Here is a 17878-nt window from a genome sequence, read left to right on the forward strand (position 1 = left end):
CTCGCTTTTGATTTAAATTAGTTTTAGATGCTGAAGCGCTTTATAAACGCCATCTTCATCCACATGGTCAGTAACATAATCCGCCACTGCTTTCACTTCGTCGCGACCATTTCCCATTGCAACACCGGTGCCAACAGCTTGTAGCATCGCGATGTCGTTAAGTCCGTCGCCAAATGCATAAGTATCTTCCATCGAAAAGCCAAGTTTTTTGATCATCTGCTTAATACCTTCCGCCTTGGAACCGTCTGCTGGACAAACATCTACTGAAACATCATGCCAACGTAAGAAACCATATTGTTTAAATTCTTTGCGGTAATAAGCATCATACGACTCATCACAAAACAGTAAGCACTGATAAATATCTCGACCTTTGTAATAATTAGCATCTACTTTAGGGTAATCTCTTTTAATAGAATTCATTCCGATTGTAATTCGGTCATGATCTGGTAAATTCGCACGCATGGAATCTTTTCCAGAAAAAACAATTGGATGCTCATGCTCCGATGCCACCGTAATTAGTCGTTCTAATGACTCGGTTGGTAATGGTTTAGCGTAGATTTCTTTCCCTTCAAAAATAACATATTGTCCGTTATAACAAATGTAGGAATTAATATCTAGTTCTTTTCTTATCTCATCTAACATAAATGGGCCGCGACCCGTTGCAATAGCGACATAAACGCCATTTTCTTTCAATTTAGCAATCGCTTGTTTTGCTGAAGCTGAAATTTCTTTTGTTTCACCTACAAGCGTACCATCTACATCGAAAAATACAATTTTACTCATCAATTAAACGCCTCAATCCTCTATCCATTTTAAAATCACTTAGCTTAAATTATAGCAGAAAGCGACCAAAAAATCACAAACTGTCGGGCTTTGGCAAAATTAATTATACTTTCTAGTAGCAATTATCTGGATTTATGGTATATTAGAAAGAAGGATATAGATCGGATGAACATTTATAGAACAACAATGGAACGTGAAAAAAAGTTTATAATTACATCTTTTACTCGGAAATTTGTTTCAAATTCCCAAAATAAAGGTATGCAATTATAACGGATAAGAAAATTGTTATACGTGCACAGCTATTTTTATACATTAGTCTGTGGTAATTTTTCTTTGTCTTTTTTATGCCTAATTGTTAGTATCTCGTGCACCCATATCCGCTTGCTACTAAGTCCACAACTGAAAGCAAGCCAATTATTACTGAATAATTATTAGGTTTTCGATCAGAGAATCTATTTTTAAAAACTAAACTTAAAATTTAAGGAGAGAAAAACATGATTTTTAAAGTATTTTATCAAGAAACACTTAGAGAAACACCCGTACGCGAAAAAACACAATCTTTGTACGTAGAAGCGGAAAGCGAAGTAAAAGTACGCCAACTTTTAAAAGATGAGCCTTTCCACATCGAATTTGTCGAAAAAATTAGTGATGCGCACTTAGCTTACGAAAAGGAAAACCCAGACTTCGCGCTCTGGGAAAAATAAGCCTATATGAAATTTGTAAAAAATAATGAGACAGCTGTTTTCGCCCTCGGTGGACTAGGCGAAATCGGTAAAAACACATATGGCGTACAATTTCAAGACGAAATTATTCTAATTGATGCAGGAATCAAGTTCCCAGAAGACGAACTTCTTGGGATTGACTATGTTATTCCTGACTACAGTTATCTAGTAAAAAATAAAGATAAGATTAAAGGACTTTTTATCACCCATGGTCATGAAGATCACATCGGTGGCGTTCCTTACTTACTTCGCGATCTTAATATCCCAATTTATGCTGGGAAGCTTGCGAGTGCTCTTATTCGCAACAAATTAGAAGAACATGGTTTGCTTCGTCAAACTAAAATTTATGAATATGAAGAAGATGACGTTTTTAAATTCAGAAAAACAAGTATCTCTTTCTTCCGTACAACCCATAGTATTCCTGATACGTATGGTATTGTTGTCAAAACTCCATCAGGTAATATTGTTCACACTGGTGACTTCAAATTTGATTTCACACCAGTTGGTGAACCTGCTAACCTGACAAAAATGGCTGAAATTGGTAAAGAAGGCGTCCTTTGTTTACTGTCAGATAGTACAAACGCTGAGGTACCAAATTTCACAATGAGTGAACGCGTTGTTGGTGAAAGTATTAAAAACATTTTCCGCGACGTTGAAGGACGAATTATCTTCGCTACCTTCGCATCCAATATTTACCGTTTACAACAAGTAGTTGAATCCTCTATCGAAACTGGCCGTAAAATCGCTGTTTTCGGTCGTAGTATGGAATCAGCCATGGAAATCGGTAAGCAATTAGGTTATATTCAAGCTCCAAAAGATACATTTATTGATGTGCATCAACTTAATAAAACACCAGCAGGAAATGTGACGATCCTTTGTACAGGAAGTCAAGGTGAACCAATGGCTGCTCTTTCAAGAATTGCTAATGGTACCCACCGTCAAATCCAAATTCAACCAGGTGATACGGTAGTCTTCTCGTCTTCCCCTATTCCTGGTAATACGACAAGTGTTAACCGTACAATTAACTTACTTTATCAAGCTGGTGCAGAAGTTATCCATGGTAAAGTAAATAATATCCATACTTCTGGCCACGGTGGTCAACAAGAGCAAAAACTTATGCTACGTCTTATGAAACCTAAATTCTTTATGCCAATTCACGGTGAATTCAGAATGCAAAAAATTCATGCTGAATCTGCCGAAGAGTGTGGCGTACCAGAAGAAAATAGTTTCATTATGGCAAACGGTGATGTCCTTGCGTTAACAAGTGAGACAGCTCATGTTGCTGGTAAAATCCATGCAGCTAGTGTCTATATTGATGGTAGCGGAATTGGAGATATTGGTAATATTGTCCTGCGCGACCGTCGCATTCTTTCTGAAGAAGGACTTGTTATTGTTGTCGTTTCAATTGATATGAAAAACTCACGTGTCATGGCTGGTCCTGACATCATCTCTCGCGGATTTATTTATATGCGTGAATCCGGTAATTTAATCGGAGAAGCTCAAGGTCTTCTTACACGTCACTTAAATAAAGTAATGGAGCAAAAAACAACGCAATGGTCTGAAATCAAGAACGAAATTACAGATACTTTGCAACCTTTCTTGTACGAAAAAACAAAACGACGTCCAATGATTTTACCTATAATCATGGAAGTATAGTTTTAAAGACGATAAATGGTTTCAAAATCATTTATCGTTTTTTGTTGATTTCTCAGAAAGACGATGGTATGTTTAAACAAACTAAATAAGAAAGACGAGGAAAATTTTATGACAGAAACTAGGACAGAAACGAAGCAAAAAAAACCGTCCACTTTTACTAAAGTTATGAAAATTGCTAGCGTTACACTTTTAGGAATTCTCTTTTTCTCCATTACAGGTTTGGCAGCGAAGTATTACATCACCGTTCAAAATACTTTTACAAAAATAAATGTCCCTTTAGAAACAAGTAATAAAACAACAAGTGATTTAGAAAAGAAAAAACCTTTTTCCGTATTACTTATGGGTTCTGATGCTCGCCCCGGTGAAACGAATGGTCGAGCAGATACAATTATCCTTGCAACAGCCAATAAACAACAAAGCGAGGTCGAAATGGTCAGCATCCCTCGTGATACAAAAGTAGATTATGGAAATGGCGATATTGGAAAAATCAATGCTTCCTATTCGAACGGAGGCCCTTCAGGAACCGTTTCAGCAGTTGAAAAACTAATGCCAGGTGTTCCGGTAGATTATTTTATTTCTATCAATATGGAAGGCTTTAAAGACCTTGTTGACGCAGTTGGTGGTATTACAGTTTATAACGACATTGATTTAACAGAAGTAAATAGCAAATTTGTAAAAGGAAATATTACTTTAAATGGGACGGACGCTTTACAATATGTCCGTATTCGTCACGAAGATCCTCGCGGTGACTTTGGTCGCCAAGATAGACAACGCGACGTTATTATCGGTATCGCGAATAAAGTTATAAGTTCATCAGGCGTATCCAATTTCGAAAGCATCATGAAAGCTGTTGGAGATAATTTCCAAACTAATATGACGCTTACAGATATTACTTCTATGGCTACCAATTATTCTTCCGTTCTTAAAAACGTTGATTCGCAAGAGCTTAAAGGTGAAGGAGAAATGATTTATAGCGAGTCATACGGATTCGATTTATATTATTTTGCACCAGATCAAACCGACTTAGAACGTGTAATTAACATGTTTAAGAAGAGTTTAGATATAACTGAATAAAAATAAAAGATGACTGAGGCCCATTAAGCTTCAGTCATCTTTTTTATTGATGCTTCGTAATCAAGGTTTCCATTTCATTAATTACATTTTTGCACGCTTGTTGATGATAATCAAAAACAATTTCATAATCATGTTCTATCTCTTTATCTAAAGTCACATGATAAAGGATTTCAATATTATTAATCGCCCGTTCTACTAATATGGTAAATTGGAGCATTGGTTCCTCTGAATTTACATCTCCAACAAAACTACTATCAGTAATAATTTGTTCTCGCGTTTTTCGTAGATCAATTAATTGCTTCCATAAGCCTTTAATCTTCGGTGCGAGCGCTTTAGCATCTTCAGAATTAATCTCTAGCGCTTTAATGTTTGCCAGTAGATCTTTTTCCTTAGAGATGAAAACTTGATTTAATTTTTTAGCTTTTTTCCGTGGATAAAGCGCATAAACAAGAAAACCAATCGCTAGGCCGATCATCGTATCAAATAAGCGATCTCTTAAAAAGACAATTGGCTCCCCGTCTCCTTTACCAACTAATACCATCACCGTAATAACAACAATAACCATCGTGAATTTTTTAGTGAAAAGATAGCTCAGCGCAACAGCAAGCGCCGCGCCAATTGGAATCATAATATAGTGATGGTTTGGTACTAAAAGATATACAAATGCTGCAAGTAACCCACCAACTATCGTCCCAACAATACGTTCAATACTAGATTTATAGGTTGCCCCTTTTGTCATTTGAGCAGTGATATAAATGGCATTAAAGACATACGTCGGATAAACAATCCAGTCGCCCATTACCGGGAAAAGCAAAATAGCTATTGTGATACTAATTAAGACTTTAGCAACGCGGGGGTCTAGAGCAAGTCGCTCTTTCATTGAAATTTTTTTCATTTCTTGTCCCCTCCTTCAGCTAATTCAGCCATTCCTTTTTTAATAGCTAGAAAGTTTTCAACGAATTTTTTCACGTGAAAAGAAGCAACTGGGTTTGTTTCTTTGGCGTTAATCTCAGTTGAAACTTCGACATTTATTGTGGCTAGCGCTTTTTTTGCTTCTTCCGACAAACCTACCCTACCAATATCCTCAAGCGTTTGCATATGAAAAAAGAGCTGTAAATAATTCGGCAGTAACGCTTGATAAATTTCCACATGACGCGGATTCATATTTTTACTAGTGCCATATTCTTTAATAAACATTTGCGATTGTACAAAAATACTATACAGTGGTTTCGATACAAATTTCCCGTTATTTTTAAAAACGCTTTCCATTTCTTTATCAAATAGTCCCATTAATTGCTTCATAATCGTCTGGACAGTTTTTTCAAGCGGCAAATGGACGTACCTTACAACGAGTCTTACTAAAATAAAAAATACAAATACATCAACGAGTGCTACTATCACCATTACATATAGCGGCATTGGCAAATCTTCTGTCCCAAGAAAATAAAGTGCTGTTCCAATTGCTAGCGTCATCACCATGTATTTTTGCGGCATCGTAAAATTCACTACTAAAATAACAATTAACATTACAAAATAATAAATATATACATTGATTGGAAAAAAGTAAGTACTGATAATAACGAATGCGCACGCTAACGTAAAAGCTATCGCAATTTGAGGAATGACTTTTCGAGTAATCCCATATGTAGGTTGCATGGAAATAATCCCTATTAAAACAACAATAGGTAAAACTCCAGCCAAATCAGGAAAAATAACAGTATGAACAATAACACAAATACTTGCATAAATAAATGCTTGCAACATTTGAATTAATCCTCGCGCCCCAATTTTATCTAGCAAAAATTTTTTCATCAGTTCCCCTCTCTTCTATCACGTTTACTTAAGCTCTGTAACTATAATAGAAAATAAATGATTAGATAGCAAGTAAACAATAAAAAAACCTAGGCATATAATAGATATTGTTGCACATCTTCATATATTGCATAGGTTTTGTGTTTATTGAATTTTTTCTTGTAATCGCTCAATGTCGTCATCTGAACCAATAACGATTAAAATATCTCCTTCATGAAGTACATCATTTGCTTCAGGAGTAATAATCATTTGCTTGTCTTTTTTTATGCCGACGATGTTAACGCCAAATGAGTTACGAAAATCTAAGTCAACAAGGCTTTTGCCAAGGAAACGCGGGTCAGATACCGAAATCTCCACTAAGCTATATTCATCAGAAAGTTCTAGATAATCAAGCATGTTTTTCGATACGATATAATGCGCAATTCGTCGTCCCATATCCCGCTCTGGATGGACAACTCGGTCAGCTCCGATTTTATCTAGTAATTTAGCATGCTTATCATTTGTTGCTTTTGCAGTAACATATTTTACGCCCATTTCTTTTAGAATCAGCGTCGTTAAAATACTTGACTGAATATCTTCACCAATTGCGACAATAACATGCTCGAAATTTCGAATACCTAATTGACGAAGCGCGTTTTCATCGGTTGAATTCGCGATAACTGCATGAGTAGCAATTGACATATATTCATTTACCCGTTCTTCATCAGAATCGATGGCAAGCACTTCCATTCCTTGTTCGACAAGTGAACGACAAATACTTCCGCCAAAGCGCCCAAGACCGATGACTGCAAATCCCTCTTTCATGTGTAGCTTACCTCCCTGTTACTTTTTTTCCACTAAATCATGTTTAAATGCATAGATTGCAGCTTGTGTGCGGTCTTGTACATCTAATTTGGATAAAATATTACTTACATGTGTTTTTACTGTTTTTAAAGTGATGAATAGTTCATCCGCGATTTCTTGATTCGATTTACCTTCTGCAATAAGAAGTAAGATTTCATTTTCGCGATTCGTTAAATCATCATGTAGGTTTTTTTCTGGTTTAGCGGTTAGTCTTTGCATCATTTTACCAGTTACTTCTGGTTCCAGTACAGAGTCCCCGCCGTATGTAGCTCGAATCGCATCGGCAATTTCACTCGCTGTCGAGGTTTTTAACATATAACTGCTCGCTCCAGCTTCGAGTGCCGGATATACTTTTTCATCGTCAATAAAACTGGTGACGATAATAATTTTTGCTTCTTTCCAATTCTTCATGATTTCTTTCGTTGCTTCAATGCCATCCATCTCATCCATAACTAAATCCATTAAGATAATATCTGGGCGCAACTCTAAAGCCATATCAGCGCCTTCTCGGCCGTTTTCTGCCTCGCCGACTACTTCCATGTCATCTTGAACAGAAAGATAAGCTGACACGCCTATACGTACCATTTCATGATCATCTACTAGTAAAACTTTTATCATTCGTTTTCCACGTCCTTTTTCGCAACAAGTGGGATTTTTATTTCTACGCTAGTTCCTCGTCCTTTAAAGCTAATTATTTTAATGGTACCACCAAATTCAGCGACTCGTTCACGCATATTTTGTAAACCGTAAGAACCTTGACGAACATTATCCATATCGAATCCTACGCCGTCATCAACTACTTTCATTACGGCTAAATTATCCATTGTCACTAAACGTACTTCTAATAATTTTGCTTTAGAGTGACGCAAAGTATTCGATAGTAATTCTTGCACTATCCGGAATAAATGATCTTCAATACCTTTTTGCAAATTAATATCTTCAATTTGCCATTCGACTTCGATTGGTAATTTGGTTGTTAATTCTTTTAATAATTGTTCTATACCCGTTTTTAATGATTTTCCTTCAAGCTGCGTTGGTCGCAAATGAAGTAATAGTGCACGCATCTCAGATTGGGATTCATTGACAATAGACTCTACCATTTTTAATTGCTTTTGCATGGCTGGAGTTGCACTTTTTTCGCTTTGCTCATTTAAAGCAGATAATAGCATCATCGCTGCGAATAATTGTTGACTCACAGAATCATGTAACTCGCGCGCAATCCGGTGACGCTCTTCTGACAAAATAGCTTCTTTCGTTTGACCACTTGATTCAGCGCGATCACTTGCTAGCTTTTGAGTCAGAATCGTTTGTGCTTTCATCTTATCACGTAAACGGTCGATTTGCTTATAGACTTGCTGTACTTCTAAAAAAGTTTCATCTTCTTCACTAGTAATCTTTTTTTCTAAATCGCCTTGTCCTAGCAGCCGAATCGAAAAGTCAATCGACTCAAACTTTTGCTTAACAAAATAGCCAAGTAAGCCGCCAATAATTAAACCTATCGAAATAGCTGTCAGCGGAACAAAGACGATAAAAGGAATGTAAAATATTTTTTGTTCAATTAAGATTTTATACCAAGAACCTTCACTGAAAAAATAGTATCCTACAGTTCCAATGGCTGTTGCAACAAGGAGTAATCCTGAGCAAACTACCATCATTAGTTTCGAAAAACTCATAACCTGATCACCTCTAAATCTCCGAAGATTACAGAAGTCATGATTTTCACTTTTCGTGCGGAACTTTCGTAATTATCTGAGTAGACCTTGATGCTATTATTTTGGATAGAGGTGCTTTCTTTATCATATTGGATATTTCCGAAAATCGCGGAGTGTTCAATACAAATGCCAATATCAAATGGAACGAGGATGCGAATTTTCCCGGATACACTGCGAATCATAATAATACTTTCGCCAGTCGGAAGCACCGTATTTCCTAGATCAAGAATCGTATCTCCTATTCCTGTTTGAATATTGATGTCATCCCATTCGTACACGACGTCTAATATCCGCTGATTACCAAACCACTGATTACGAATAAATTTACCCGTGCGATCAATTTTACTGTCTGGCTCTCTCGTTTTAAGCATTAATAATTGGGGTGCCCGCTTCCGGCTTATATAATGAATAATCGCATAAATACCTGCAACAACAAGTCCAACTTTAAAAGTAGTTGTTAACAGCACTGCAATAATGATAAATACGATACCAATAAATAGTGAGTTTTTTGCGCTCTTTTTCGTGGCACTTGCTTTCCTTGATGTAAAAATGAAGAATATTCCGAGTGCAAATAAAATGAGTAATTCCCACTGGAATAACATCTCAAGACCAACACCAACAATAATCGCAATTAAAAATATAAAAACAACCGAGCTTTCCATTTTTTTCAAGCTGACACACCTCCTTAAGCCATTCTTTAGACAAAGTTATTTCTCGATTTTTCGCTACTTTGTACAGCTGTGTTTATTATAGCGATGATTTGCTAGTGGAAACAAACCGCGCTAGTTGGAACAATCTCTACTACTTTAGTCGGATGCCTCTTCTGTTAACTTAGTAATTACTCCATTTTCTTGTGTAATCCGTCTTGCTTTTAAAAGTGTACCAATTGCGCGTTTAAATTGTGCCTTACTAATTCCGAATTTAGCACGGATTGCATCTGGATCTGATTTATCCCCAAATGGCATTTCCCCGCCAACACTTCGTAAGTAAGTTAATATCATTTCCGCATCGTCATTTAATACTTCATGGGCTCTCCCACGTAACGATAAATTAAGTGAGCCATCTGGTTTCACTGCAATAACGCGGGCTTTTACACGTTCTCCCATTCTCGGTTCTGCAGTCCGTTCACTTTCATGAATAAAGCCAATATGGAAATCATCTGTAAAGACAAAGGAGCCAACTTTAAGTAATCGATAAATGGTTCCTTCCACATTTTGATTAAAAAGGTCTTGATCTGCACGAACCGCAATTGCGCGGAATTGTTCTTCTTCAGCGAGAACTCCCCACACGCGATTTTCTTCGTCTACGCGAAGTGCAATCATCACTCGGTCTTCTTTTTTCGGCCATAAGTGTGGTAGTGCAGGCAAATCATCTAATGATACAACGACGTCTTTTTCGATACCAATATCCACAAATACACCTAAATGTTTGCGTACTTCGGTTACTGTGCCCCAGCCGTAATGTCCAACTTGAATTTTTGGAATAATTGTTGTTGCGCGGATTTCTCGGTCGTAGTCAACAAAAATAAATGCTGTTACTTCATCTCCAACAGCAAGTTCTGTTTCATGTGTATTCGATTTAGATAAAAAAACAGTCACTTCATCTTTCTCTAGGAGCCAACCTGTTTCTTTAATTTCTTTTACTGTCATTACTTGGCTTTTGCCAATATAGTTATTCATTTTTTTCCACCTTTATTTTAAGAATAGTCTTGTTTCATTATAGCGTATCTAGACTCGTAAGGCTACCTGCTACGTAGAATCAATCTTGGTTAATATGCTGCTTTAAAATATTGATTTTTTCTTTTAAAATATCTTTTGCAAAATCATTCGTTTCTCTAGCTGCACTTCCGACGTGATAATCTGTATGATTTAGTGTTTCTTGAAAGATAGCAATATTTTCAGGTTTAACGCCACTTCCGACTAGAATTTTAAATGAACTTGGATTTTCTTTACTGTCATTTATCCACCGTTTAAGGCGTGGCAAAGAATCAAGTGCACTAGCTGTTCCACCTGAAGTTAATAATTGATTAATGTCTTGGCCGTATGTACGTAAAACTTGGTAGCTTGCTTCAATATCTTTTGTTGCTTCTAGCGCACGATGGAAAGTAAGATCTAAGTCACCTTTCCACTCAATCACTTTTTCTAGAAGCTCTTGATCAATGTTTCCGTCTTCCGTTATTCCACCATAAACGATACCTTTGACCCCAACTTCTTTTGCAAGTTCAATATCTCGTTCCATCACAATTCTAGCAGGCTCATCGTATACAAACGAAAAACTATGAGGGCGAATCATCATCATCGCCGGAAGTTTTGAAGCCCGAACGATTTCTTTAATAGCACCGTAGCTAGGCGTTAGGCCACCTTCACTTATAGCGGAAACTACTTCCATTCTATTTGCGCCATATTTTTCTGCTAAGTACGCATCTCTTGGGTTTTGAACTATCACTTCTAACATTTATTTTCGCTCCTTTTTAATACTAATTACCTTCATTCTACCCTTTTAACACGCAAATGAATACTAAAAAATCCATGAAAAGAAAATTGGCTTCTCATGAATTTTGTGCTTATTATTTTAAATTTGTAGTAAATACTTCTGTTTTCCCAGCAACCGTATTTGGAGTTCCAGCGAATTGAAAATCGTATTTGCCTTCTGAACTATTAGTTACGACCATTGGAACCACTGTACTTGCGGCATTTTTCTTGATGAAATCAAAGTCCGCTTCAACGATTGGATCGCCTACTTTTACTTTATCGCCAACGTTTACTAACACGTTAAAACCTTCTCCGTTTAATGATACCGTTTCTAAACCGATATGAACGAGAATTTCCTGCCCCATATCCGTGCGAATACCAAAAGCATGTTTCGTTTCTGCAAGTTGAATAATTTTCCCATCAACTGGCGCTACGATTGTGCCGCTTTCTGGTTTAATTGCAATACCTTCGCCCATCATCTTTTGATTAAAAACTGGATCTGGAACATCTTCTAACGCAATCAGTTGTCCAGTCACATGAGCAAATACGGTTTCATTTTTACTTTTTTTCAAGAATTTTTTAAACATCCATCTTCCTCCTAGCAAATTCATCAATTAACTATTATTTTACCTTTTTAGTGAAGAAAAGGCACGGAGAAAGTATCAAGTATAGCTTGAACTTCTTCATGCCTTTTCCAAAGTTTATTTACTTATTTTTAAATCTTCAATGGAGTTAATGTTTGTCATGTATTTTGGAACTGCTAAGCCGATTTTCGCACCTTTTAAGTTCGGTCCTAAATCTTCAAACTTTCCTTTGTAATCTTTGTAGTAGATTCCGGAAGTGTTTGGTAGCCATGCAGCAACCATTCCATCTGCTGCATCTGTTGCGACAGACGCCCACATTGGTTGAATTTCCATTGCTTGAATGGTTGGTTTATAGCCAACTTGTTTCAAAGCTTCTGCAACAACATTCGTGGAGGCAATTTCTGAATCCCAAGCTACATAAGTAAGCTTGATTTCATCGCCATCTACTTTTTCCACGCCATCGGTCCATTTTGCTACTTTTTCTGGATTGTTTTTAATCCACTTTTTAGCAGCTTCTTCTGGGTCTACTCCGTCATTAACTTCTAGCATTACTTCAGACATATCTTCAGCAGTCCAGAAGAAATTATCTAGCACTTTGTAGGCAGAAGGTTTTTCTTCTTTCAAACCTTTGCGGACAATTGTGTGGATATTTTCAGCGTTTCCAAAAACATTTTTAGGATCATCTAAAAATTTCAAGTCGAATTTTGTAAACATCCAGTGAGGTGTCCAACCAGTCACAACAATCGGGCGCTTATCTTTCATCGCTTTTTGTAGTGTACTAGTCATAGCCGCAGTCGAACTTGTTTGTAACTGCCAATTGTCATCATCTAAATGATAATCTTTAATCGCATTTTGTGTTGCAAGCATAATTCCTGCTCCAGCATCAATTCCTGTGATTGTATAATTGATTTGTTCGCCTAAATCTTTTTTCGCGTCATAAGGAGCAAGGGTTGTCCCGCAGGCTGCTAAAGTGAAAATAAGCATAGCCAAAACTGCGGTGGTGATTAATTTTTTTAGCAATCTACTCTCCTCCTTATTCTGATTTCGCTTTTTTATTGAAAGCTTGTGTTAGACGGTCTAGGATAATTGCTACGATAACAATCGCAATCCCAGCTACAAATCCGCCACCAGCGTCATTACGTCCTACTGCAAAGTAAACACGTGTTCCAAGTCCCATTGCACCAATCATCGAAGCAATTACAACCATGGAAAGTGCTAACATGATACTTTGGTTAATCCCAGCCATCATGGTCGATTTCGCCATTGGTAGCTGTACTTTCCAAAGTTTTTGCCAAGGTGTTGAACCAAATGAATCTGCTGCTTCAACAAGCTCAGTCGAAACTTGGCGAATACCTAGGTTAGTCATACGAACAGTTGGAGGCATTGCGAAAATAACAGAAGCAACTACCCCTGGAACCATCCCAATTCCGAAAAATGCTACGGCTGGAATTAAATATACAAAGGCAGGCATTGTTTGCATAAAGTCAAGCACCGGTTTAAAGATGCTTTCAACGATACCGCTTTTCGCCATCCAAATACCAAGTGGAACACCTATAACAAGTGCAATTAAACTACTCGTAAGAACAAGAGTCAGCGTTTGAGTCATATCACGCCAGAAATCTAAGTTCCAAATTAATAGTAAACCGACAACTTCAAAAATAATTAATCCCCATTTTTTTCCTTTGCGGTTAACCCAGAAAGTCCCAAATACTAGTAAAATAATAAATAACCATGGTGGAACTAAGTCGAATACCCATTGGAATGCATCAACAATTCCGCCAATGATATTTGTAATTACATTAAAAAATCCTTCAAATTGCGTTAAGCCATCAACTAATTTATCAATCCAACTAGCTAATGGAATCGTTGGAATATTAGGCATTAACGTTCACCTCGTTTCCAGAAAGTGCGGCCAGAACGGATCCGCGAATAATAATTCCTTTTAATTTTCCATCTTCAGTTACAGCAATTGGAATCGTTGTAGTCGAGATAGTATCCATTATTTCTGCAAGTGGCGTATCTGGACCAGTTGTCGGTACGTCACTGTGTAAAGCAGTTTCAAGCGAAGTAATATTTTCTTTTACAAGTTTAGATACTTCTGCTGCATGGACAATTCCCACTAACTCACGGTTACGCTTAACAACGAATACACTAGATGTTCCAGCTTCACGCATCCGTTTTAAAGCGACACGAGGGCCATCTTTTTCAAAATTAACGATTTCTGGGCGTATCATTACGTTGCTCGCTGTATAAACTTTGGAACGGTCTACATCTTCAATGAATTTTTCTACGTATTCATTTGCTGGATGTGCCAGAATTTCTTCCGGGGAACCAGTTTGAACAACAGAACCATCACGCATAATCATAATGTGGTCGCCAATACGAAGCGCCTCATCCAAATCATGGGTAATAAAGATGATTGTTTTCTTCATTTTATCTTGTAAATCTAGTAGTTGATCTTGCATGTCTTTTCTGTTAAGTGGGTCAAGTGCTGAGAAAGCCTCATCCATTAATAAAATATCTGGATTGTTAGCAAGTGCTCTCGCAAGCCCTACACGTTGCTGCATCCCACCAGAAAGTTGGGAAGGATATTGTTCGCCGTAACCAGCTAAACCAACAAGTGCAAGCGATTCTGCTGCATTTTTCTCACGTTCTTCTTTGTTCATTCCTTGAATTTCAAGCCCGTATTCAACATTACGGTTAATCGTTCTATTTGGAAATAAACCAAAATTTTGGAAGACCATACTCATGCTTTTTCTTCTAACTTCCAAAAGTTCTTTTTTATTTAAACTAGAGAGTTCTTTTCCGTCCAGCCAAATTTTTCCGCTCGTAGGCTCAATTAGACGGTTTAAAAGTCGTACCAAAGTTGACTTCCCACTACCAGAAAGCCCCATTATAACGAAAATTTCTCCTTCTTCTACGCTAAAAGATGCTTTATTAACACCAATAGTCGCCCCTGTTTCTTTCAAAATCTCTGTTTTCGATTTCCCTTGAGAAAGTAAAGAAGATGCTTTAGAAGCCTTTTTTCCAAAAATCTTCGTTAGTTCTTCCACTTTAATCTTGCTCAAAATAAAATCCCCTTTCTTTTTTAAATTGAATTATTTACTAGGCAAAAATTCGGCCCATATCACTTTTAAAAAAAGCAATAACATTTATCATTGTACACAAGTTTCACATTAGTTTCACATCATACAGTTTGATTTGCGCTATTTCGCACATTTTAGAAAGCGCCTCCATCTTACTACAAGAATGGCTAGCGCTTTTTTAAATTTTTTTTTAATAAAATTAACTTTTTTTGTTGAAAACGAATCTTTTTCAGTGAAAAATTATTTCTTATAACAGCATTTTTGTGAAATTTTTGTTAGAATAGAAAAGGACATTTCATTAGGAAGGGGGAGATGAAATGGATGGAGAACTTTCAAAGGATGTGGACCAGAAGATGAATTTACTCAAAAAGTGGTTCAGTTCTATTGACTGGGACCAATTTTGGAATCATATTATTTCAGTTGGAATAAAAATTGCCATTTTAATTGCTCTTTATTTTATTTTCCGCGTGGTTGGTAATAAAATTATCCGTAGTTTCTTCCGCAAATATCGGCAACAACAAGCAGTTTCTGTTGGGCGCGCGGATACGTTAGAAAGCTTAATTTCTAATTTTTACGGCTATGTTTTATTCTTCACTTTTGCGATTTTATTATTACAGAACTTTATGGATGTTACAGCGATTATTGCAAGTGCTGGGGTGGCGAGTTTGGCCATTGCCTTTGGTGCTCAAGGGCTTGTTAGTGACGTTGTGACTGGATTTTTTATTCTACTTGAACGTCAACTTGATGTTGGTGATACGATTACCATTGGACTAGTTAATGGAACAGTAGAAGCACTTGGACTTAGAACAACACAGGTACGTGATTTTGATGGCACGCTTCATTTCATTCCTAACAGACAAATTATGGTCGTTAGTAATCATTCGCGCGGTAATATGCGTGTGATGGTGGACATTCAAATTAGTCCACATGAAGATCCTGAAAAAGCAATTAAAATTATTGGTGAGGTTTGTGACGTAGCTGCAAAAGAAAACAAAAATATCGTTGAGCCCCCTGTTGTCTTAGGCGTGCAAAACATTGACGCAACAAATATGATTATCCGCGTAGTTGGTAAAGCAGTGAACGGCGAGCAATATTCTGTTCAACGTGACTTACTCAAAGATATTCGCGAAGCACTCGCAGAAAACGAAATTGAATTACCACTTAATTTTGTTAGCACATTCGGACCAAATAATAATTAAAAAGACGCCAATTCGCTCCTTTTGAGAACGAATTGACGTCTTTTTTATTTGCTTTCCAAAAAGTTCACTAATACATCAATTGCAAATGGAATAGCTTCTTCTTTTGGACTTAGTTTCGCGTGATGCAAACTGTACTCGGAATCCACGCCTAACCAAAACATAAACCCTTTAATTTCCGATAAAAAGTAACCAAAATCTTCTCCAGTCATCGCTGAACGAGCTGGCACATAGCTTTCTGGATATTGTTCTTCCAAAAAGTGGATGAATTCTTCTGTTTCAACTGGATCATTGTCCACTTGATAGTAATCGGATCCAGGATGGAATTCTACTTCACATTGGTAGGCTTCTTCCCATCCTTTTGCTAATTGTTTCAAACGAGTCCAAACGATTTCCATTGTTTCTGGAGAAAGCGTCCTAATCGTTCCATCCAAAAAGGCAGTTTCTGCAATAACATTTTGGATTTCTCCGCCGTGAATGCGTCCGATTGTTATAACCGCGCTATCCATCGGGTCAATGTTCCGACTAATAATAGTTTGCATTTGCCCGACAAAAGCACTCGCCGCCACAACCATGTCATTTGCCAAATGTGGATAAGCCGCATGTCCGCCTTTTCCTTTAAATGAAATAAAGAGTTCGGAAGTGTTTGCGAATAGTAAGCCTGGTTTAATTGCGATTTGGCCGACTTTATATTCTGGTGCAATATGAAGACCATAAATCGTATCGGGGCGCCACTCGGAAAATTCAGCACTTTCCATAATCGGTTTTGCTCCGCCTGGCCCTTCTTCAGCTGGTTGGAACACAAATAATAAGTTATCTTTTGCCGGTTTACTTGCAAAATGCGTTAATACTCCAAGCGCTATACTCATATGTAAATCATGTCCACAAGCATGCATATTTCCAGCATGTTTCGATTCAAATGGCAACCCAGTCTCTTCCGTAATAGGCAGCGCATCAATATCCGTACGATAACCGATTGTTTTTTCAGGATTAGTACCTTTTACTAAAACTAAAATTCCTGTGCGCCATTTCTTTATTTCTAAAAACTCGTTTGGTAATTTGCTAATATAATCGAGTAAATAAGCTTGGGTTTTTAGCTCTTTATATCCTGTTTCAGGAATTTGGTGCAAATCACGTCGAATGGCAATAAATTCATTTAACATGGTGCTCTCTCCTTCTAAAAAAGGACTGCTCCGCCAACAGACGAAACAGTTCCCTTTGATTTTTAAAGTTGGCGAAGTTCTTGCATAATTTCTGTCTTAGAAGCTGTTTTCGCATCTAATTTTTTAAGTTCACGTGCAGGAATTCCCGCTACGACTGTTCCAGGAGCTACGTCTTTAGTAACAATCGCGCCCGCTGCTACAACTGCGCCTTCTCCAATACGTACGCCTTCTAAAACAACAACATTTGCGCCCACTACAACATTGTCTTCAACAATAACTGGTTGAGCGGATGGTGGTTCTACAACGCCTGCAAGGACGGAACCAGCACCAATGTGGCAGTTTTTACCAACAGTTGCGCGGCCTCCAAGAACAACATTCATATCAATCATAGTACCATCACCGATAACAGAACCGATATTTATGCTTGCTCCCATCATAATTACAGCATTATCGCCAATTGTAACTTGGTCGCGAATAACTGCGCCAGGCTCAATACGAGCGTTAATATTTTTCATATCTAACAAAGGAATAGCAGAGTTACGACGATCATTTTCGATAACGTAATCTTCAATATTCGCTTTATTTGCTTCTAACAATGGCTCAACAACAGCCCATTCTCCAAAAATAGTTCCCGCATTTCCAGTGATAAATGTTTTTACATCACTAGGAAAATCGATTTTTTCTAGGTCCCCTTTTAGGTAAACCTTTACTGGTGTTGCTTTCTTGCTATTTTGAATAAAAGAAATAATTTGGTGCGCATCCATTTGTTCCATGAA

19 protein-coding genes are annotated in these 17878 nt (G+C 37.3%); 4 read left to right on the forward strand and 15 right to left on the reverse strand.

Going from position 1 to position 17878, the window contains the following annotated elements; translation table 11 throughout:
• Positions 1-12: 12 nt before the first annotated feature.
• Complete coding sequence (locus AC4PG8_RS03130; RefSeq protein ID WP_492170013.1) at positions 13-783, reverse strand: Cof-type HAD-IIB family hydrolase; 771 nt, start codon at positions 781-783, stop codon at positions 13-15.
• Between the two features lie 494 nt (positions 784-1277).
• Between AC4PG8_RS03130 and AC4PG8_RS03135 the strand changes: the two genes are divergently transcribed.
• From AC4PG8_RS03135 to AC4PG8_RS03145, 3 genes are all read left to right on the forward strand, one after another.
• Entirely contained in the window at positions 1278-1487 is a 210-nt protein-coding gene (locus tag AC4PG8_RS03135; protein WP_185625209.1) for a DNA-dependent RNA polymerase subunit epsilon, read from the forward strand.
• Positions 1488-1493: 6 nt separating this feature from the next.
• The gene (rnjA, locus tag AC4PG8_RS03140; RefSeq protein ID WP_003722651.1) at positions 1494-3161 is read left to right on the forward strand and encodes a ribonuclease J1; all 1668 of its coding nucleotides are present in this window, start codon (positions 1494-1496) and stop codon (positions 3159-3161) included.
• 108 nt (positions 3162-3269) lie between these two features.
• The gene (locus tag AC4PG8_RS03145) at positions 3270-4235 is read left to right on the forward strand and encodes an LCP family glycopolymer transferase (protein ID WP_492170014.1); all 966 of its coding nucleotides are present in this window, start codon (positions 3270-3272) and stop codon (positions 4233-4235) included.
• A 43-nt stretch (positions 4236-4278) separates the two neighbouring features.
• Here AC4PG8_RS03145 and AC4PG8_RS03150 read toward each other — a convergent pair whose 3' ends face one another.
• The 12 genes from AC4PG8_RS03150 to AC4PG8_RS03205 all read right to left on the reverse strand — a co-directional run bounded on the left by AC4PG8_RS03150 (position 4279) and on the right by AC4PG8_RS03205 (position 14725).
• The gene (locus AC4PG8_RS03150; RefSeq protein ID WP_492170015.1) at positions 4279-5130 is read right to left on the reverse strand and encodes an FUSC family protein; all 852 of its coding nucleotides are present in this window, start codon (positions 5128-5130) and stop codon (positions 4279-4281) included.
• Entirely contained in the window at positions 5127-6047 is a 921-nt protein-coding gene (locus AC4PG8_RS03155) for a hypothetical protein (protein ID WP_185512724.1), read from the reverse strand. The genes AC4PG8_RS03150 and AC4PG8_RS03155 overlap by 4 nt, the downstream gene beginning before the upstream one ends.
• A 144-nt stretch (positions 6048-6191) precedes the next feature.
• Positions 6192-6851 carry a potassium channel family protein gene (locus AC4PG8_RS03160; protein WP_003719245.1) on the reverse strand — a complete coding sequence of 220 codons (660 nt, stop codon included), beginning with the start codon at positions 6849-6851 and terminating at the stop codon, positions 6192-6194.
• Positions 6852-6869: 18 nt separating this feature from the next.
• Positions 6870-7508 (reverse strand): response regulator, encoded by a 639-nt coding sequence (locus AC4PG8_RS03165; RefSeq protein WP_003736192.1) that lies wholly within the window; start codon positions 7506-7508, stop codon positions 6870-6872.
• Positions 7505-8563, reverse strand: coding sequence for a sensor histidine kinase (locus AC4PG8_RS03170; protein WP_003771280.1), 1059 nt, complete (start codon positions 8561-8563; stop codon positions 7505-7507). The genes AC4PG8_RS03165 and AC4PG8_RS03170 overlap by 4 nt, the downstream gene beginning before the upstream one ends.
• Complete coding sequence (gene liaF / locus AC4PG8_RS03175) at positions 8560-9273, reverse strand: cell wall-active antibiotics response protein LiaF (protein WP_003766328.1); 714 nt, start codon at positions 9271-9273, stop codon at positions 8560-8562. The genes AC4PG8_RS03170 and liaF overlap by 4 nt, the downstream gene beginning before the upstream one ends.
• 135 nt (positions 9274-9408) lie before the next feature.
• Positions 9409-10281, reverse strand: a complete 873-nt coding sequence (locus tag AC4PG8_RS03180) for a CvfB family protein (RefSeq protein WP_003761561.1) — start codon at positions 10279-10281, stop codon at positions 9409-9411.
• Between the two features lie 79 nt (positions 10282-10360).
• Positions 10361-11056 (reverse strand): copper homeostasis protein CutC, encoded by a 696-nt coding sequence (locus tag AC4PG8_RS03185; RefSeq protein WP_003761560.1) that lies wholly within the window; start codon positions 11054-11056, stop codon positions 10361-10363.
• A 112-nt stretch (positions 11057-11168) separates the two neighbouring features.
• On the reverse strand, positions 11169-11660 hold the full coding sequence (locus tag AC4PG8_RS03190) for a PTS sugar transporter subunit IIA (RefSeq protein WP_033533190.1): 492 nt from the start codon (positions 11658-11660) through the stop codon (positions 11169-11171).
• A gap of 114 nt (positions 11661-11774) precedes the next feature.
• Positions 11775-12677 (reverse strand): glycine betaine ABC transporter substrate-binding protein, encoded by a 903-nt coding sequence (locus tag AC4PG8_RS03195; protein WP_003761554.1) that lies wholly within the window; start codon positions 12675-12677, stop codon positions 11775-11777.
• Positions 12678-12690: 13 nt separating this feature from the next.
• On the reverse strand, positions 12691-13539 hold the full coding sequence (locus AC4PG8_RS03200; protein ID WP_003771275.1) for an ABC transporter permease: 849 nt from the start codon (positions 13537-13539) through the stop codon (positions 12691-12693).
• Complete coding sequence (locus tag AC4PG8_RS03205) at positions 13532-14725, reverse strand: quaternary amine ABC transporter ATP-binding protein (protein WP_010990716.1); 1194 nt, start codon at positions 14723-14725, stop codon at positions 13532-13534. The genes AC4PG8_RS03200 and AC4PG8_RS03205 overlap by 8 nt, the downstream gene beginning before the upstream one ends.
• Before the next feature lie 371 nt (positions 14726-15096).
• Here AC4PG8_RS03205 and AC4PG8_RS03210 point away from each other — a divergent pair, with 371 nt between their 5' ends.
• Positions 15097-15942 carry a mechanosensitive ion channel family protein gene (locus tag AC4PG8_RS03210; protein WP_003740536.1) on the forward strand — a complete coding sequence of 282 codons (846 nt, stop codon included), beginning with the start codon at positions 15097-15099 and terminating at the stop codon, positions 15940-15942.
• Positions 15943-15986: 44 nt separating this feature from the next.
• Here AC4PG8_RS03210 and AC4PG8_RS03215 read toward each other — a convergent pair whose 3' ends face one another.
• A complete protein-coding gene (locus AC4PG8_RS03215) occupies positions 15987-17102 on the reverse strand; it encodes an N-acetyldiaminopimelate deacetylase (protein ID WP_003771273.1) in 1116 nt (371 codons plus the stop codon).
• Between the two features lie 62 nt (positions 17103-17164).
• On the reverse strand, positions 17165-17875 hold the full coding sequence (dapD, locus tag AC4PG8_RS03220; RefSeq protein ID WP_003729819.1) for a 2,3,4,5-tetrahydropyridine-2,6-dicarboxylate N-acetyltransferase: 711 nt from the start codon (positions 17873-17875) through the stop codon (positions 17165-17167).
• Positions 17876-17878: the final 3 nt, after the last annotated feature.

This window comes from Listeria sp. MAN/IMW/UF555 (genome assembly GCF_058684075.1).